The organism is Streptomyces bambusae (genome assembly GCF_020532645.1).
Lineage (GTDB): Bacteria > Actinomycetota > Actinomycetes > Streptomycetales > Streptomycetaceae > Streptomyces > Streptomyces bambusae.
On record NZ_JAJAUZ010000001.1, the window covers coordinates 276,815 to 292,563 of the forward strand.

Below are 15,749 nucleotides of genomic sequence, written 5' to 3' on the forward strand. Positions count from 1 at the left end.
CGGGATCGGGCCCCCGCGGACCCCGCGGGGGCCCGATCCTGTCCGCCTGCAGCGGATGTGGGCGGCAGGGGTTGCCACGGGACGGGCGGGATGGGGGAGGATGGCTCTATCCGCACGAAGGGAAAACCACGGTGAGCATCGACCCGGCCTCGATTCCGAACTTCGGAGGGCAGCAGCCCGATCCGCAGGCCTCTGGACCGGCGGGTCCCGTGTTGCCCGACCAGGACCTCGTCAAGCAGCTCCTCGAGCAGATGGAGCTGAAGTACGTCGTCGACGACGAGGGTGACCTCGCGGCGCCGTGGGAGGAATTCCGCACGTACTTCATGTTCCGCGGCGAGGACGAGCAGCAGGTGTTCTCGGTCCGGACGTTCTACGACCGTCCCCACAAGATCGAGGAGAAGCACCAGCTCCTCGAGTCCATCGACGACTGGAACCGCCGCACCCTGTGGCCGAAGGTCTACAGCCACACCCACGACGACGGCTCGGTCCGCCTGATCGGCGAGGCCCAGATGCTGATCGGCACCGGTGTCTCCCTGGAGCACTTCGTGTCCTCCACGGTCAGCTGGGTCCGCGCGTCGATCGAGTTCGACAAGTGGCTCGTCGAGCAGCTCGGCCTGGAGCAGGAGCTCGACACCCCCGAGGACGGCCAGGACTCCGACGGGGCCTGACCCCGCACCCCACCCGGAAGCCCGGCCGCCGCACGCGGCCGGGCTTCCGGCGTGTCCGGGGCCGGGTACACCCCCTACAGCCGCCGCAGCCGGGCCGCGGCCTCCTCCAGGACCTCGTCCTTCTTGCAGAAGGCCCAGCGGACGTGGGTGCGGCCGGCTTCCTTGTCGTCGTAGAAGACGGCATTGGGGATGGCGACCAGGCCGCAGCGTTCGGGGAGGCGGCGGCAGAAGTCGATGCCGTCGGTCTCGCCGAGGGGGGCGATGTCGGTGGTGATGAAGTAGGTGCCGGCGGGGGCGTACACCTCGAACCCGGCGGCGGCCAGGCCGGCCGACAGGATCTCGCGCTTGCGGGCCATGCCGGCGAGGAAGTCCGCGTAGTACGCGTCCGGCAGCGCCAGGGCCTCGGCGACGGCGTACTGGAAGGGCCCGGAGGAGACGTACGTCAGGAACTGCTTGGCCGAGCGGACCGCGGACACCAGCGCCGGTGAGCCCACGGCCCAGCCGACCTTCCAGCCGGTGAAGGAGAACGTCTTGCCGGCGGAGGAGATGGTGAGCGTACGGTCGCGCATGCCGGGCAGCGAGGCCATCGGCACGTGCGCGGCGCCCGCGAAGACCAGGTGCTCGTAGACCTCGTCGGTGACGACCAGCAGGTCCCGCTCCACGGCCAGCTCCGCGATCGCGCCCATCTCGGCCGCGGTCAGGACGGTGCCGGTCGGGTTGTGCGGGGTGTTCAGCAGCAGCAGCCGGGTGCGCGGGGTGACGGCGGCCCGCAGCTCGTCCAGGTCGAGGCGGAAGGCGCCGTCGCGGGGCCGCAGGGTGACCGGCACCCGGGTGGCGCCGGCCATCGCGATGCAGGCGGCGTACGAGTCGTAGTACGGCTCCAGCGCGATGACCTCGTCGCCGGGTTCCAGCAGGGCCAGCAGGGCGGCGGCGATGGCCTCGGTGGCGCCGGCGGTGACCAGCACCTCGGTGTCGGGGTCGTAGCCGAGCCCGTAGAAGCGCTGCTGGTGGGCGGCGATCGCGGTGCGCAGCTCGGGGACGCCGGGGCCGGGCGGGTACTGGTTGCCGTGTCCGGTGCGGATCGCCCGTGCGGCTGCCTCGGCGATCTCCGCAGGGCCGTCGGTGTCGGGGAAGCCCTGTCCGAGGTTGAGGGAGCCGGTGGCCACGGCGAGGGCGGACATCTCCGCGAAGATCGTCGTGCCGAAGGCGGCGAGGCGGCGGTTGAGGAGCGGGCGGCTGCCCGCCTGCGGGGCGGGGCTCGGTGCGGTCATGGGGGCAATCCTGGGCCGAAGCTCTGGACTTGCTCAAGTGTGCTTTGGGTCGTGACGGGCCCGGGAATCCCCCTGTCACGCGGGACGCGGGGATCCCGCGACCCCGGGGGACCGGGGTCACACGGAAGGGGGCGACGACCATGTTCGCCACTGTTGTGATCGTTCTTTTCATCATCGGTGTGGTCCTGGCCGTGGCCCGGCTGGCGATGCTGGGGGCGTCGCCCAAGGGCAGCCACAAGGGGCGCCGGGGCAGCTGGTGGGGCGACAGCGGCTCGGGCTCCGGCGGCTACGGCTGCTCGGGCGGATCGTCCTGTTCCTCCTCCAGCTCCTGCGGTGGCGGTGGCGGCGGGGGATGCGGCGGCGGGGGCTCCTGACCGGAAAACGGTCCCGGCCGGCAGGGCCGGCCGGGACCCGAGGGGACCTGGGCGTCCGGCGGGGGACAACTTCTGCTGGACGTCCTCACGTTGAACAGGTGAACTGGAGAGCCCCCGAGGGGATGTAAACCCCGTCAAGTTGGGTAAAAACGCTGTGAGTGCCGCGCCTTTCATGATTCCCTCGGTTGAGTAGACCAGTCCTCGGACCTCCTGGACTTTCCTGCTGGATCCGAGCCGGCGAGACCCCCACCCGACTGATTCCGGCCGGGGCGAGTCCGGCCCACCTCCCTTGCGCGTTTGCGGAGCCGACTCATGCTCACGTCCCTCAAGACCACGTACACCGACACGCGTGCCGCCGACCTCGCCTGGGCCCTGGGTCGCGGCCCGCTGCCCGCCCTGGCGGTACTCGACCTCGAACTGTCCGGTGCGAAGGTGCAGTTGCGCCTCCTGGGGGCCTCCCATCAGGTGCTGATGGAAGAGGGCGAGGTGATCTGTTCGGAGACGGTCGCCTGCATCCCCGGGAGCAGCACCCCGCTCCCGCTCGGCGTGGCGAAGCGGGTGGGGGACTGGGAGTACGAGTTCGCCGCGCGCGTCGAGACGCTCTCGCAGGGGCAGTTCGCGGGGCGGGCGCAGGAGTTGCTGGCCCTCGTGGCGGACCATCCGAACGGCCTTGCGGGTACGTTTCCGGGCAGTCCGTACGCGTTCACCGCGATGCTCGCGCAGCGGACCGAGGGGCAGGTGCGCTGGCGGACCTGGCATGCGTATCCGCAGGAAGGGCAGCTCGTGGCGACGCGGACCCGGGTCGGGGTGCGGATGGCTGCCGCGGTCTGAGGCCGCGCGGGGTGCGGGCGGCCGGGCGCCCCGGCATAAAAGTTCCGCCAACCGGGGGGTGTGGTACGCCAGTTACACCCATGTGGGTGACGGGGTGCGAGCGTGCCGTGACGTACGGTTCGCACCATGATCGACCGTTCCTCTCGTTATGGCGGGGAGGTCCCCGGCGGCCGCGGCGCACCCGCGGCGCCCGCCGCGGACCCCGCCCCGCCGGACGCGGCCGCGTCCGGCCGGCGGACGGCCGGCCGGTCGCTGCCCGTACGGCCGAACACCGCCCGCCTGCTCGTGCTGGCCACGGTGTTCGTCTGTGCGGCCTGCGGTCTGGTGTACGAGCTGGAACTCCTGGCGCTGGGCTCGTACCTGATCGGCGATTCGGTGACCCAGGCCTCCGTGGTGCTGTCCGTGATGGTCTTCGCCATGGGCCTCGGGTCGCTGCTGGCCAAGCGCCTGCGGGGGCGCGCGGCCGCCGGCTTCGGCGCGGTGGAGGCGGTCCTCGCGCTGGTCGGCGGGCTGTCCGCGACCGCGCTGTACGCGAGCTTCGCCTGGCTGGGTGAGTCCCGGCCCGCCCTGGTCGCCTTCTCCCTCGCCATCGGCGTCCTGATCGGCGCGGAGATCCCGCTGCTGATGACCCTCATCCAGCGGGTCCGCCGGCAGGACGCGGGCGGCGCGGTCGCCGACCTGTTCGCCGCCGACTACGTGGGCGCCCTGGTCGGTGGGCTGGCCTTCCCGTTCCTGCTGCTGCCGGTGCTCGGCCAGCTCACCGGCGCGATGCTCACCGGCACCGTCAACGCGGCCGTCGGGGGCGGCCTCGTGCTGTGGCTGTTCCGCCGCGACCTGACCCGCCGGGCCCGCTGGCTGCTGATCGCCGGGAACCTCGCCGTGCTGACCGTCCTCGGCTGCGCCACCGCCCTCGCCGACGACTTCGAGCAGGTGGCCCGGCAGGCCGTCTACGGCGACGAGGTGCGGGTCGCCGTGCAGACCGACGTCCAGGAACTCGTGCTCACGGGGCCCGGCCGCGGCTCGCCCCGCACCCTCGACCTGTACCTCGACGGCCGGCTGCGGGTCAGCGGCTACGACGAGCACCGCTACCACGAGGCGCTCGTCCACCCCGCGATGGCCGGGCCGCACGCCCGCGTCCTGGTGCTCGGCGGCGGCGACGGGCTCGCCGCCCGCGAGGTGCTGCGCCACGGCGGCGTCCGCTCGGTCACCGTCGTCGAACTCGACCCCGGTGTGATCCGGCTGGCCCGCACCGACCCGATGCTCGCCGCCCTCAACGGGCACGTGTACGCCGATCCGCGGGTGCACGTGGTCACCGAGGACGCGTTCCACTGGCTGCGCGGGCCCGGCGGCAAGGTCCCGTACGACGTGATCCTCTCGGACCTGCCCGACCCCGGGATCACCCCGAGCACCAAGCTGTACTCGCAGGAGTTCTACGGGCTCGCCGTCCGGGCGCTGCGGCCCGGCGGCCGGATCGCCGTGCACGCCGGCCCGCTGTCCGCGCGGCCGCGCAGCTACTGGACGGTCGACGCCACCCTGAGGGCCGCGGGCCTGGCCACGGTGCCGTACACGGCGGGCGGCCGGCTGTCCGGCTTCGCCGCCGGACCCGACCGGTCCACCGGCCGGGCGGGCGCCCCCCAGGACTGGGGGTTCCTGCTGGCCGCGCCGGGCCGGGCGCCGCAACTGGGGGTGGGCCCCGAGGCCACCTGGCTGCGGACCCTGACCACGGAGTCGCTGCGGTCGGCCGCCCGCGACGCGGCCCGGCTGCGGATCCCCGGCCTGCCGCCCTCCACGCTGCCGCACCCGCGGTACACGTGAACACGCTGCCGCGCCCGCGGTACGCGTGAACCGGTGCGTGAGCGGGTGCAGGAGCGGCGAGCGTCGGTAGGCTCGCAGCCATGGAGCATCAGGTGTTCGTTCCGGTACCGGCAGAGAACCTCCGTGCAGTGCTCAGGGACCCCGAGCGGGTGGCGCGGTGCGTGCCCGGGCTCCAGCGGGACGCCGAGTCGGCCGCCGGCCCGGCCGGCTCCGGCCCCGGCCCGCTGGCCGGGCGGCTCCGGATCCGCGTCGGCGGCAGCACCGTCACCTACCGCGGTGTCCTGCACCTCGCGGAGCGCGACCCCGACACGTTCGAGGTGACCGGCGAGGGCACCGAGGCCCGCGGCACCGGCACCGTGAAGCTGGCCCTGACGGTGTCCCTGCGGCCGGTGGAGGGCGGCACCCAGCTGGAGCTGACCGCCACCGCGCGGGCCGACGGCCGGGCCGCCGGGTTCGAGCCGGAGGCCGTGGAGACGGCCGGGCGGCGGGTGTTGGACCGGGCCGCCGGGCACCTGTCGGCGCTGGCCGCGGCCGACCTCCAGGAGCGGCCGGGGTCCGCCTCCGCAGAGGAGGCGGGCGAGGAGGACGCCGCGGACGCCGAGGGCCCGGACGTGGACGACGAGGAGTTCGCCGGTTCCGCGCTCTTCGGCACCGAGGTGCCCCCGCCCTCGCTCGACCCGTTCATCGACGACGAGTTCAGCGAGGCGGTGCGGCCGCCGGCCGAGGCCGCGCACGCCCGCCGCACGATGATCGGCCGCAGTGCGGAGGAGGTCGACCACGCCCCGCCGCGCGGCCGGTACGCGCCCGTGCCCGGCCCCGACGTGACGTCCGTCGGCGGCCAGTTGCGCTGGCTGGCCCCGGCCGCCGCCCTCGCCATCGCCTCCGCAGTGGTCGCCGCCCGCGTGCTGCGCCGCCGCCGCTGAATCCCCCGTCCCGCCGTAGTGTCTTTGCCATGAGTACGCAACTGACGGCCGGTGGCGCCGAAGTGGTCGTGGACGAGGCGAACGGGTGCCGGATCGCGAGCCTGCGCATCGACGGGGTCGAACTGCTGCGGCAGGGGACCAAGTACGGGGCGTTCCCGATGGTGCCGTGGTGCGGCCGGACCCGCGACGGGGAGTTCCGCAGCGGCGGCGAGCTGCACCGGCTGCCGCTCAACGCCGCGCCGCACGCCATCCACGGCTTCGGCCGGGACGCCGCCTGGAAGCCCGTGCGCACCGACAGGGCCGAGGCGGCCTTCACCTACGACCTGACGGAGCCGTGGCCGTGGCCCGGCCGGGTCACCCAGACCGTCGAACTGGCCGCGGACTCCCTGACGCTGGCCATGGGCATCGAGACGTACGGGGACTCCTTCCCGGCGCAGGCGGGCTGGCACCCGTGGTTCCGGCGCAGTCTGGACGGCGGCGAGGACGTCCGGCTCGCCTTCGAGCCGGCCTGGCAGGAGGAGCGCGGCCTCGACCACCTGCCCACCGGCCGGCGCATCGACCCGCTGCCGGGCCCCTGGGACGACTGCTTCGGCATGCCGTACGGGGTGGACGCGACGCTGACCTGGCCGGGGCAGCTGGAGCTGAGGGTCACGAGCCGGGCCGAATGGGTGGTCGTGTACGACGAGCAGCCCGAGGCCGTGTGCGTGGAGCCGCAGTCCGGGCCGCCGAACGGTCTCAACACCCTGCCGCGGCTGGTCACCCCGGTCGATCCGCTGGAGGTCGCGACCACCTGGAGCTGGCGACGGCTGTGAGCCGGGAGACCGGGCGCACCCCGGGCAACGGCCTAAGCTCGTGGGTATGACTGACGTACGTGGTGAGCTGCTCCAGCAGATCAAGGACAAGGCCGTCGTGCACGGCAAGGTGACCCTCTCCTCCGGGCTCGAAGCGGACTGGTACATCGACCTGCGCCGCATCACCCTGGACGGCGTCGCCGCCCCCCTCGTCGGCCAGGTGATGCTCGACCTCACCGCCGACCTCGACTTCGACTGCGTCGGCGGCCTGACGCTGGGCGCCGACCCGGTCGCCACCTCGATGCTGCACGCCTCCGCGGCCCGCGGGGCCCGGCTGGACGCCTTCGTGGTCCGCAAGGCCCAGAAGGCGCACGGGATGCAGCGCCGGATCGAGGGCACCGACGTGAAGGGCCGCCGCTGCCTGGTGGTCGAGGACACCTCGACCACCGGCGGTTCCCCGCTGACCGCCGTCGAGGCGGTCCGTGAGGCCGGCGGCGAGGTCGTGGCCGTGGCGACGATCGTGGACCGCGGTGCGGCCGACGCCATCGCGGCGGCGGGCCTGCCGTACCTCACCGGCTATCAGCTGCCGGAGCTGGGCCTGTCCTGAACCCGATCAGGAATGCGGGATCCGGTCCGCCGGTCTTGCATTCCGGGACCGGGGAACTGGGGACTTAGGTCCCCGGAGGCCCACAGCCAAGGGCTGACCTGCTCTTTTGCCGCCGGGGTGGGTGTTTCACGTGAAACGCTCCCCCCGGCACGGCTGGAGTGCCGGACGGAGTCTGGAAAGATAGGCCCGAAGGTGCCGTCGCACCCAGGTCAGGGCCAGCAATCGCACACTCCCCGCACATCCAAGGAGCGGACAGATGCCCATCGCAACCCCCGAGGTCTACAACGAGATGCTCGACCGGGCGAAGGCAGGCAAGTTCGCCTACCCGGCCATCAACGTGACCTCGACCCAGACCCTGCACGCTGCGCTGCGCGGCTTCGCGGAGGCCGAGAGCGACGGCATCATCCAGATCTCCACCGGTGGTGCCGAGTTCCTGGGTGGCCAGTACAGCAAGGACATGGTGACCGGTGCGGTCGCCCTTGCCGAGTTCGCGCACGTCGTCGCCGCCAAGTACGACATCACGGTGGCCCTGCACACCGACCACTGCCCGAAGGACAAGCTGGACGGATACGTCCGCCCGCTGCTCGACGTGTCCGCGGCGCGCGTGGCCAAGGGCCAGAACCCGCTCTTCCAGTCGCACATGTGGGACGGCTCCGCCGAGACCCTGGCCGACAACCTGGCCATCGGTCAGGAGCTGCTCGCCAAGGCCGCCGCCGCCAAGATCATCCTTGAGGTCGAGATCACCCCGACCGGCGGCGAGGAGGACGGCGTCAGCCACGAGATCAACGACGAGCTGTACACCACCGTCGAGGACGCGATCCGCACCGCCGAGGCCCTGGGCCTGGGCGAGAAGGGCCGCTACCTGCTCGCCGCCTCCTTCGGCAACGTGCACGGCGTCTACAAGCCGGGCAACGTCGTCCTGCGTCCCGAGCTGCTCAAGGACCTGCAGGCCGGTGTCGCCGAGAAGTTCGGCAAGGCCTCGCCGTTCGACTTCGTCTTCCACGGCGGTTCGGGCTCCACGCCCGAGGAGATCGCCACCGCGCTGGAGAACGGCGTCGTGAAGATGAACCTCGACACCGACACCCAGTACGCCTTCACCCGCCCGGTCGCGGACCACATGTTCCGCAACTACGACGGTGTCCTGAAGGTCGACGGCGAGGTCGGCAAGAAGTCCACCTACGACCCGCGCACCTGGGGCAAGCTGGCCGAGGCGAGCATGGCGCAGCGCGTCACGCAGGCCTGCGCCGACCTGCGTTCCACCGGCACCCGCCTGAAGTAACCGCGTCGCCGGGCCCGCCCGGCCGTCCGGTCCCGTCACCCCGCCGTCGTCACGACGGCGGGGTGACCCTTTTCTGCCGACTTGACGGAGTCCGCGCGCGATGTGGCGCGGCGGGGGCCGATGGGGTGAGGGTTCTCTTTGTGACCCGGGGAGCGCCTGTCCAGGGGAGGGCGCGGCGCGCCCCGGAGCACGCCATCGGGCTCGTGTCGCCCGAGCGGGAGCGCCGGCGCCCGTCGGGTCCGAGGGTTCCCGACGGGCCCGAGCCGTATCCGGGACCGGCGTGCCCGTCCCGCTCAGGGGTGCGCCGGACCCGGGCCCGCACGACCGCCGGGGACGGGGCAGACTGGGGCCATGGCCATTCACGAGAACCTCCTCGGGGGACCCGCCCCGACCCACCTGCCCGACGACCCGGAGCCCCGCGAGCTGCTCGCCGCCGGCACCGAACCGGCCGAGGTCGCCGCCAAGTACCCCGCCTCTTCGCTGGCCTGGGCCCGCCTCGCCGACGACGCGTTCGAGAACGGCCGCGCCGTGGAGTCGTACGCGTACGCCCGGACGGGCTACCACCGCGGGCTCGACGCGCTGCGCCGGGCCGGCTGGAAGGGCCACGGCCCGGTGCCGTGGGAGCACGAGCCGAACCGCGGCTTCCTGCGCGCGCTGCACGCGCTGGCCCGGGCCGCCCAGGCCATCGGCGAGCAGCAGGAGTACGAGCGCTGCGCCACCTTCCTGCGCGACTCCTCCGAGACGGCCGCCGAAACCCTGGGCTGAGCCCCGGCGGATCCTGATCAGCCGCCGGCCGCCGTGGGTTCCGGAGTGCGCGTGTCCGGGGCCGCGGCGGGTGGTGCGGTGAGTTTGAGCAGCGGGCCGGTCATCAGGGTGGTGACCAGGGCGACGACGGTGAGCGCGGCGAACAGCGGCCCGTCGATGACGCCGGCCTCGTGGCCGATCTGCAGGACCACCAGCTCGGTCAGCCCGCGCGTGTTCATCAGCACGCCCAGGGTGAGCGACTCCCGCCACGGCAGACCGGCCCGGCGCGCGCCCAGCCCGGCGCCGCCGATCTTCGAGACCACGGCCACGGCCAGCAGGCCGGCCAGGACGAGTGCGCCGTCCCCGGTGAGGTCCAGGGACGACAGGTCCACGCCCAGTCCGAAGCCCAGGAAGAAGAAGGGCAGCAGGACCGTCTTGGCGGTGGTGGCGAGCGGAGCGGCGGCGCGGGCCGCGAACGGGTTCCCGGCCGGCCACACCAGGCCCACCAGGAACGCACCGATCAGCTGGTGCATCCCCAGCGCGGCGGTCAGTGCCGCGGAGGCGCCGATCGCGACGACCAGGGCGACCCGCAGGCCGGCGGGGTCCGCGGTCTCGCCCCGGCGTTCGAACCAGCTCGCCGCGGCGCGCCGCACCGGACCCAGGTAGAGGGCGACGACCACGACCACGGCCAGCGCCCGCAGGACGGCGTCGCCCGCCCCCGACCCCTGGGACAGGGCGAGGACCGCCGAGAGCACCAGCCAGCTGCCGCCGTCCCCGACCGCGGCGGCGAACAGGCTCAGCCGCCCCGGCCTGGTGCCCGCGATCCCCAGGTCCTCCAGCATCCGGGCCAGCACCGGGAACGCGGTGATGCTGACCGCGCAGCCCACGAACAGCACGAACACGGACGTCGGCAGTCCGTCCGGTGCGTACCGGTCGGCCAGCGGCAGCGCGGCCAGCGAGCCGGCCGCGAAGGGGACGAACAGCGAGGCCTGGCTGACGAGCAGTCCCTGCCGGGTGGCGCCGCGCCCGCGCATCGCGCACAGCTCCTGCCCGCAGCCGAACATGAACACGGCGAGCCCCAGCTGCGCCAGCCCGCTGAACATGGGCAGCACTTCCCCGGGGAACAGCCGGGCGGCCGCTTCCGGAGCGGCGGCGCCCAGGAGGGAGGGGCCGAGGGCGATGCCCGCGGCGACCTCCCCCATCACGCGCGGCTGTCCCAGCCGTACGGCCAGCACGCCGGCGGCCCGGGCCAGGGCCAGTACGAGGGCCGCACCGAGGAAGAAGTGGCCGATGGTGTCGAGCCGGAACACGAGGGTTCCCGCCGTCAGTGCCGCGGTCGGCGGCTCAGGGCCATGCCGCCGAACAGGAAGAGCACGCCGAGGACGCCGGCGATGACGGCCGAGGTGGTCTGGGCCGGCTTGGCGCTGCCGTGCAGGACGGCCGTGACGACGCCCATGACGGCGCTGATGTAGCAGAAGATCGTCAGGAAGATCTTGAGGCTGGGGTTCATGAGGGGGGATTCCAATCGGGTGGTGACGGGAGCGTGCGGGGGTTCAGCGGGGTGCGGTGCCGACGGCCGTGAAGCCGAGCAGCATCACGTACGCGTCCGGGTCGGTGCGGAAGCGGTTCCAGCGGTCGGCCGCGAGGGCGAACTCGGCCAGGCTGACCACGCCGGCGGCCACCAGCGGCTGGAGCCGGCCGGGCCCCAGGTGCGGGGCGAACGCGTCGACGGGGTGGTCGTCGTTGGTGCTGGCGAACGGGCGCAGGGACACCGATGTGCAGCCCGCGGCGCGCAGCAGCCGGGTCAGGCGCCGGCCGACGGTGCGGTCGCCGCCCGCGGCGGCCTGGGCCTGTGACAGCTTGCTGTGGATCCGGGCGAGTTCGGGGAAGGAGGGCTCGGCCAGGCCCCAGCAGGAGGCGTCCACCTCGGTCACGACGAGCCGGCCGCCGGGCCGCAGCACGCGCAGTGCCTCGGCGAGCACCGCTTCGGGGTCGGCCAGGTGCTGGAGTACGTACCGCAGCAGTACGAAGCCGGCGGAGCGGTCCGGGAGGGGCAGGGCGGCGCCGTCCGCGACGACCAGCTCGGCACCGCAGCCCGCGGCGTGGGCGAGGAGACCGCCGTCGATGTCGACTGCGGTGACGGGGAGTCCGGGCAGGGCGGCGCGCAGCCGGCGGGTGACGGCGCCCGAGCCGGCGCCGATCTCGACCAGCGGGCCGCTGTCCTCGGTCAGTCCGGCCTCGCGCAGGATCCGCAGCTCGGCATCGAAGGACAGGGCGGCCTGGGCCTCCAGCCGGGCGAGTTCGCCGGCGAGGCCGCCGGCGGTGGTGGCGGCCGGGTCGTACGAGCCGCCGACGGGGGCGGTCACGGGAGAGGTGGTCATCGGGGCCTCACAGTCATCCGCATGCCGTGCTTGGGTCGCAGGGTCACCAGGGCTTCCGGCTCCACGGGGAAACCGGGCTCCAGTTCGAGGCGGACGGCGCGCATCAGGACGGCCAGCACCAGGGTGGCCTCGACCAGGGCCAGGTGCTGCCCGATGCAGATCCGCTCGCCGCCGCCGAAGGGAAGGTAGAGGTGGCTGGGCAGGTCGGCGTCCGCGAACCGGTCGGGTACGTACGCATCGGGCCGGTCCCAGTAGCCGGGGTGGCGGTGCAGCACCCACTGGCTGATGCAGACCAGGGCACCGGCCGGGATGTCGTAACCGCCGATCGTGTCGGGGCCCTTGGCGCGCCGGGAGATCAGCCACGCCGGAGGGTAGAGCCGCATGGCCTCCTCGACGGCCCGTCGGCAGTGCACCAGACCGGGCAGGTCGGCCGCGGTGGGGGTGCGGTCGCCGAGGACGGCGTCGACCTCGGCCCGGATCCGCTCGGCCTCCGCGGGGTGCCGGTCGAGGAGGTACAGCGTCCAGGTGAGGGTCTTGGCGGTGGTCTCGTGGCCGGCCATGACCAGGGTGAGCACCTGGTCGCGCAGCTCCTCGTCGTCCAGCCGGCCGATCAGCGCGTCCAGCAGGGAGGCGGCCGCCTGCTCCGGGGGCTGTCCGCCGCCGGCCGACCGGCGCGAGGCGATGACCGTACGGGCGATCAACTGGAGGAACAGGCGCGCCTGTACGTATTGCCTGCGGCGCAGCGCCGTGCCCTGGGGATCGGGGTCGGGCGTCGGTACGTACTGGACCATCGACTGGTTGACGGTGTCGACCGCGCGGCCGAAGCCGTCGCCGACCGCGCCCGTGTCCACGCCCAGCACGGCGCGGGTGAGGATCGCCAGCGTCAGCGAGCTCAGGTGGTGCTCCAGGGACAGGGCGGTGCCGTCCGCGAGCGCGGGCCGCCAGCGCTCCAGCAGCGCTTCGGTCTCCTCGGTGATGATGCCGTCGAAGGTGGTGACGGCGGTACGGCGGAAGGCGGGTGCGCACTGCTTGCGCTGCCTCGCCCAGTCGGCGCCGTCGCTGGTGAGCAGCCCGTTGCCGAGCAGTTGGCGCAGCATGGCGTCGTCGGGGGTGCCCGCCTTCGTGTAGTTGGCGGTGTTGTCCTTCAGCACGTGCCGCACCAGGTCGGGCCGGTGCAGCATGTACACCCGCTCGCCCTCGCTGACATGGCTGGTGATGTCGCCGTACGTACGATGCATTCCGGTCACGAACGCCAGCGGGTCGGCGCGCATCCGGGCCATGTCCACGGCGGTGTCCGGCCCCGGTGGGACGGTGCCCGCCGGTGCGTGGGTGGCTGTCACGTGAACCTCCGTGGATGGCTGGATCCGGTGTACGTACGTCCCTGCGGGATCCGGTCCTGCGTTACGTACCGGCTGTCGGTAATTCCGTAATCGCCGGTGGAATCGGTCCGGCGGTGCTCCGGGCCCGCGCCGGACGGGGTCCGGCGTGAGAGCATGCACAAGCGCAGGCCGGGGCAACCGGGCCCGCGGGTGCGGGTGGTTGGGTCACCGTAACGCCCGGGCATGAATTGACTCAATGCTTATCGACGGGGCCCGGATACTCATTGGCCGGGGTCGGCGGATTACGTTTCTTTGCGTCTTGGCGGGCGGTTCTCGCCGTGTGATTGTTGCTTCGTCGCCGGCACAACGACTGAATCGAATCCGAAGCAAACGTAAGGAAGGGAGAGTTCACATGGCACTCGACCCGCAGCAGCGTGCTGAGTTCGTGAACTGCTACACCCGGGTTCTCATCAGCGCCTGGTCCGACGAGGCGTTCGCCGCCAAGCTCGCCTCGGAGCCGCGGACCGCGCTCGCCGAGGCCGGCCTGGAACTCCCGGCGGGCGCCGAGATCGTCATCGTCACCGAGGCCCCCGAGGGCCACGAGCAGGGCAACCTGGACCTCCAGGTCGCGCTGTGGGAGACGGGCCTGGAGACCGGCCGCTACGAGCTCCACATCCCCGCGACCCCGACGGTCGACCCCGTCGAGCTGAGCGAGGGCGAGCTGTCCGACGTCGCCGGCGGCGTCGACGACATCTCCGAGTGCTACTACTGCTGCTGCCCCTGCTGCTGCTGCACCTGACAGGCGCTCGCACCCCTTCCACTTCGCCGGAGCGTCTCATGCCCTCTGCGCTGACGGAGCATCCCGTCTCCGTACGCGGACTTTCCAAGCGATACGGCGGCGTCCAGGCCGTATCCGACATCAGCCTCGACATTGTTCGTGGTGAAGTGTTCGCGCTGCTCGGCCCGAACGGCGCAGGAAAGACAACGACCGTCGACATTCTGACGGGAGTGCAGAGACGCACCGGCGGAGACGTGCGGGTCCTCGGCCGCGACCCGGCCGAGGACCCGCGAGAATGGCGGGCGAGAATAGGGGTGGTGCCCCAGACTACGGGTGCCTATTCCGATCTGACCGTAAAAGAAGTCGTCGCGCATTTCGCCGCCATGTATCCGGCCCCGCTGCCGGTCGGCGAGGTGCTGGAGCGGGTGGGGCTCGGCTCCTTCCACTCCCGTCAGGCCACCGAACTGTCCGGCGGCCAGCAGCGCCGCCTGGACGTCGCGGTCGGGGTCGTCGGCGACCCCGAACTGATCTTCCTGGACGAGCCGACCACCGGACTGGACCCGGTGGCCCGCCGCGAGGCCTGGGAACTGGTCCGCTGGTTCGCCGACCGCGGCCGGACGACCGTTCTGACCACGCACTACCTCGACGAGGCGGAGCAACTGGCGCAGCGGGCGGCCGTCGTCGTCGGCGGCCGGCTCGTCGCGTGCGGACCGCCGGCCTCGCTCGGCGGCCGCGACCGGACCCCCGCCACCGTGACCTTCCGCCGCGGCGGGGCACTGGCGGGCGTCGCGCTGCCGCCGCTGCCGCCGGACACCGAGGTGGCGGCGTCCGGGCCGGACACCGTGTCGCTGCGCACCCCCACGCCCTCGCAGGTACTGGGCCTGCTGCTGCCCTGGGCGGCCGCGGCGGGCGTGTGCGAGCTCGCGGACCTGCGCGTGCACCGTCCCACCCTCGAGGACGTCTACCTGAGTCTGATCGACAGGGAGAGCAGGGAGAACGCTGCATGACCGCGATCGTGCCCGAATCCAGGTCCGTGACCCCGGCCCCGCCCCCGTACGAAGGCGCCGCCCGCCCGGGCGCGGACGTGCCCGCACGTCCGGCCGCGCGTGCTGCACGCGGGTACGCGCGGGCCTGCGCGGCGCGTTCGTCCGTCGAACTCAGGGCGTTCTTCCGCAACAAGCAGTCCCTTGTCTTCACCCTGCTCTTCCCGGTGATCCTGCTCGTCGTCTTCGGCGCGATCTTCGAAGGCAAGGTCGAGGGGACCGACACCGACTTCCGGCAGGTCTTCATGGCCGGGGTGATCGCGGCGGGCGTGATGAGCACCGCGTTCTCCGGCCTCGCCATCAACGTGGCCATCGAGCGCGACAGCGGCACCATCCGCCGCCTGGCGCTGACCCCGATGCCCAAGTCGGCCTACTTCGTGGGCAAGCTGGTCCGCGTCGTGGTGACCACGGTCCTCGAAACGGTGCTCCTCATCGGCATCGCCGTGGCCGCGTTCGGACTGCCGCTGCCCCAGACCGCCGAGCGGTGGAGCACCCTCGTCTGGTGCCTCGCGCTCGGCACCGCGGCCTGTGCGCTGGCCGGCACCGCCTACAGCGCGCTGATCCCCAACAGCCGGTCCGCCGCGGCCGTGGTGACGCCCGTGTTCATGGTCCTGCAGTTCATCTCGGGCGTGTTCTACCCGTTCGACAAGCTGCCGCTGTGGATGCAGAACACGGCCGCGCTGTTCCCCGTGAAGTGGCTGGCGCAGGGCTTCCGCTCGGTGTTCCTGCCGGATTCCTTCACCGTCGTGGAGCCTGCCGGCTCCTGGGAGCTGGGCCGGATCGCCCTGGTCCTGGCCCTGTGGGCGGTCGGCGGCCTGATCGCGACCGGCCTGACGTTCGGCTGGCGCGGCCCCCGGGTGCGCTGAGCGGCCACGACCCACGACAGCAGCCGGGCGCGAGAACGGCGCCGTGAACAGGAGAACGT

17 protein-coding genes are annotated in these 15,749 nt (G+C 72.9%); 12 read left to right on the top strand and 5 right to left on the bottom strand.

From position 1 onward, the window contains the following. The first annotated feature begins 131 nt into the window (after positions 1-131). Entirely contained in the window at positions 132-668 is a 537-nt protein-coding gene (locus LG634_RS01315; protein ID WP_226731657.1) for a YbjN domain-containing protein, read from the top strand. Positions 669-742: 74 nt separating this feature from the next. Here LG634_RS01315 and LG634_RS01320 read toward each other — a convergent pair whose 3' ends face one another. Further along, the gene (locus tag LG634_RS01320) at positions 743-1,939 is read right to left on the bottom strand and encodes a pyridoxal phosphate-dependent aminotransferase (protein ID WP_226731658.1); all 1,197 of its coding nucleotides are present in this window, start codon (positions 1,937-1,939) and stop codon (positions 743-745) included. A 140-nt stretch (positions 1,940-2,079) separates the two neighbouring features. Here LG634_RS01320 and LG634_RS01325 point away from each other — a divergent pair, with 140 nt between their 5' ends. The 8 genes from LG634_RS01325 to LG634_RS01360 all read left to right on the top strand — a co-directional run bounded on the left by LG634_RS01325 (position 2,080) and on the right by LG634_RS01360 (position 9,324). Beyond that, positions 2,080-2,313 (top strand): hypothetical protein, encoded by a 234-nt coding sequence (locus LG634_RS01325; RefSeq protein WP_226731659.1) that lies wholly within the window; start codon positions 2,080-2,082, stop codon positions 2,311-2,313. A gap of 312 nt (positions 2,314-2,625) precedes the next feature. Next, positions 2,626-3,144: a DUF2617 family protein gene (locus LG634_RS01330; RefSeq protein WP_226731660.1), complete on the top strand. Its 519-nt coding sequence runs from the start codon at positions 2,626-2,628 to the stop codon at positions 3,142-3,144. A gap of 126 nt (positions 3,145-3,270) precedes the next feature. Next, entirely contained in the window at positions 3,271-4,959 is a 1,689-nt protein-coding gene (locus LG634_RS01335) for a polyamine aminopropyltransferase (protein ID WP_226731661.1), read from the top strand. 80 nt (positions 4,960-5,039) lie between these two features. Then, positions 5,040-5,882 carry an SRPBCC family protein gene (locus LG634_RS01340; protein ID WP_226731662.1) on the top strand — a complete coding sequence of 281 codons (843 nt, stop codon included), beginning with the start codon at positions 5,040-5,042 and terminating at the stop codon, positions 5,880-5,882. 29 nt (positions 5,883-5,911) lie between these two features. Beyond that, on the top strand, positions 5,912-6,694 hold the full coding sequence (locus LG634_RS01345; RefSeq protein ID WP_226731663.1) for an aldose epimerase family protein: 783 nt from the start codon (positions 5,912-5,914) through the stop codon (positions 6,692-6,694). Between the two features lie 46 nt (positions 6,695-6,740). Then, entirely contained in the window at positions 6,741-7,280 is a 540-nt protein-coding gene (gene pyrE / locus LG634_RS01350) for an orotate phosphoribosyltransferase (RefSeq protein ID WP_226731664.1), read from the top strand. Between the two features lie 256 nt (positions 7,281-7,536). Further along, the gene (gene fbaA / locus LG634_RS01355; protein ID WP_226731665.1) at positions 7,537-8,559 is read left to right on the top strand and encodes a class II fructose-bisphosphate aldolase; all 1,023 of its coding nucleotides are present in this window, start codon (positions 7,537-7,539) and stop codon (positions 8,557-8,559) included. Between the two features lie 351 nt (positions 8,560-8,910). Next, entirely contained in the window at positions 8,911-9,324 is a 414-nt protein-coding gene (locus LG634_RS01360; RefSeq protein ID WP_226731666.1) for a DUF3151 domain-containing protein, read from the top strand. A gap of 17 nt (positions 9,325-9,341) precedes the next feature. Here LG634_RS01360 and LG634_RS01365 read toward each other — a convergent pair whose 3' ends face one another. From LG634_RS01365 to LG634_RS01380, 4 genes are read right to left on the bottom strand one after another with little or no spacing between them, the layout of a single operon-like run. Further along, a complete protein-coding gene (locus LG634_RS01365; protein WP_226731667.1) occupies positions 9,342-10,613 on the bottom strand; it encodes a cation:proton antiporter in 1,272 nt (423 codons plus the stop codon). A gap of 14 nt (positions 10,614-10,627) precedes the next feature. After that, positions 10,628-10,813 carry a hypothetical protein gene (locus LG634_RS01370; RefSeq protein WP_226731668.1) on the bottom strand — a complete coding sequence of 62 codons (186 nt, stop codon included), beginning with the start codon at positions 10,811-10,813 and terminating at the stop codon, positions 10,628-10,630. A gap of 43 nt (positions 10,814-10,856) precedes the next feature. Beyond that, the gene (locus LG634_RS01375; RefSeq protein ID WP_226731669.1) at positions 10,857-11,684 is read right to left on the bottom strand and encodes a class I SAM-dependent methyltransferase; all 828 of its coding nucleotides are present in this window, start codon (positions 11,682-11,684) and stop codon (positions 10,857-10,859) included. Beyond that, positions 11,681-13,024, bottom strand: a complete 1,344-nt coding sequence (locus tag LG634_RS01380; protein ID WP_226731670.1) for a cytochrome P450 — start codon at positions 13,022-13,024, stop codon at positions 11,681-11,683. The genes LG634_RS01375 and LG634_RS01380 overlap by 4 nt, the downstream gene beginning before the upstream one ends. Before the next feature lie 391 nt (positions 13,025-13,415). On the opposite strand from LG634_RS01380, the gene LG634_RS01385 reads away from it, so the two are divergent. Genes LG634_RS01385 through LG634_RS01395 form a run of 3 tightly spaced genes read left to right on the top strand, consistent with a single transcriptional unit; the run spans position 13,416 to position 15,690 of the window. Further along, on the top strand, positions 13,416-13,802 hold the full coding sequence (locus LG634_RS01385) for a hypothetical protein (protein WP_226731671.1): 387 nt from the start codon (positions 13,416-13,418) through the stop codon (positions 13,800-13,802). A 38-nt stretch (positions 13,803-13,840) separates the two neighbouring features. Beyond that, positions 13,841-14,788 (top strand): ABC transporter ATP-binding protein, encoded by a 948-nt coding sequence (locus tag LG634_RS01390; RefSeq protein ID WP_226731672.1) that lies wholly within the window; start codon positions 13,841-13,843, stop codon positions 14,786-14,788. Further along, positions 14,785-15,690 (top strand): ABC transporter permease, encoded by a 906-nt coding sequence (locus tag LG634_RS01395; protein WP_226731673.1) that lies wholly within the window; start codon positions 14,785-14,787, stop codon positions 15,688-15,690. The genes LG634_RS01390 and LG634_RS01395 overlap by 4 nt, the downstream gene beginning before the upstream one ends. Positions 15,691-15,749 lie beyond the last annotated feature (59 nt).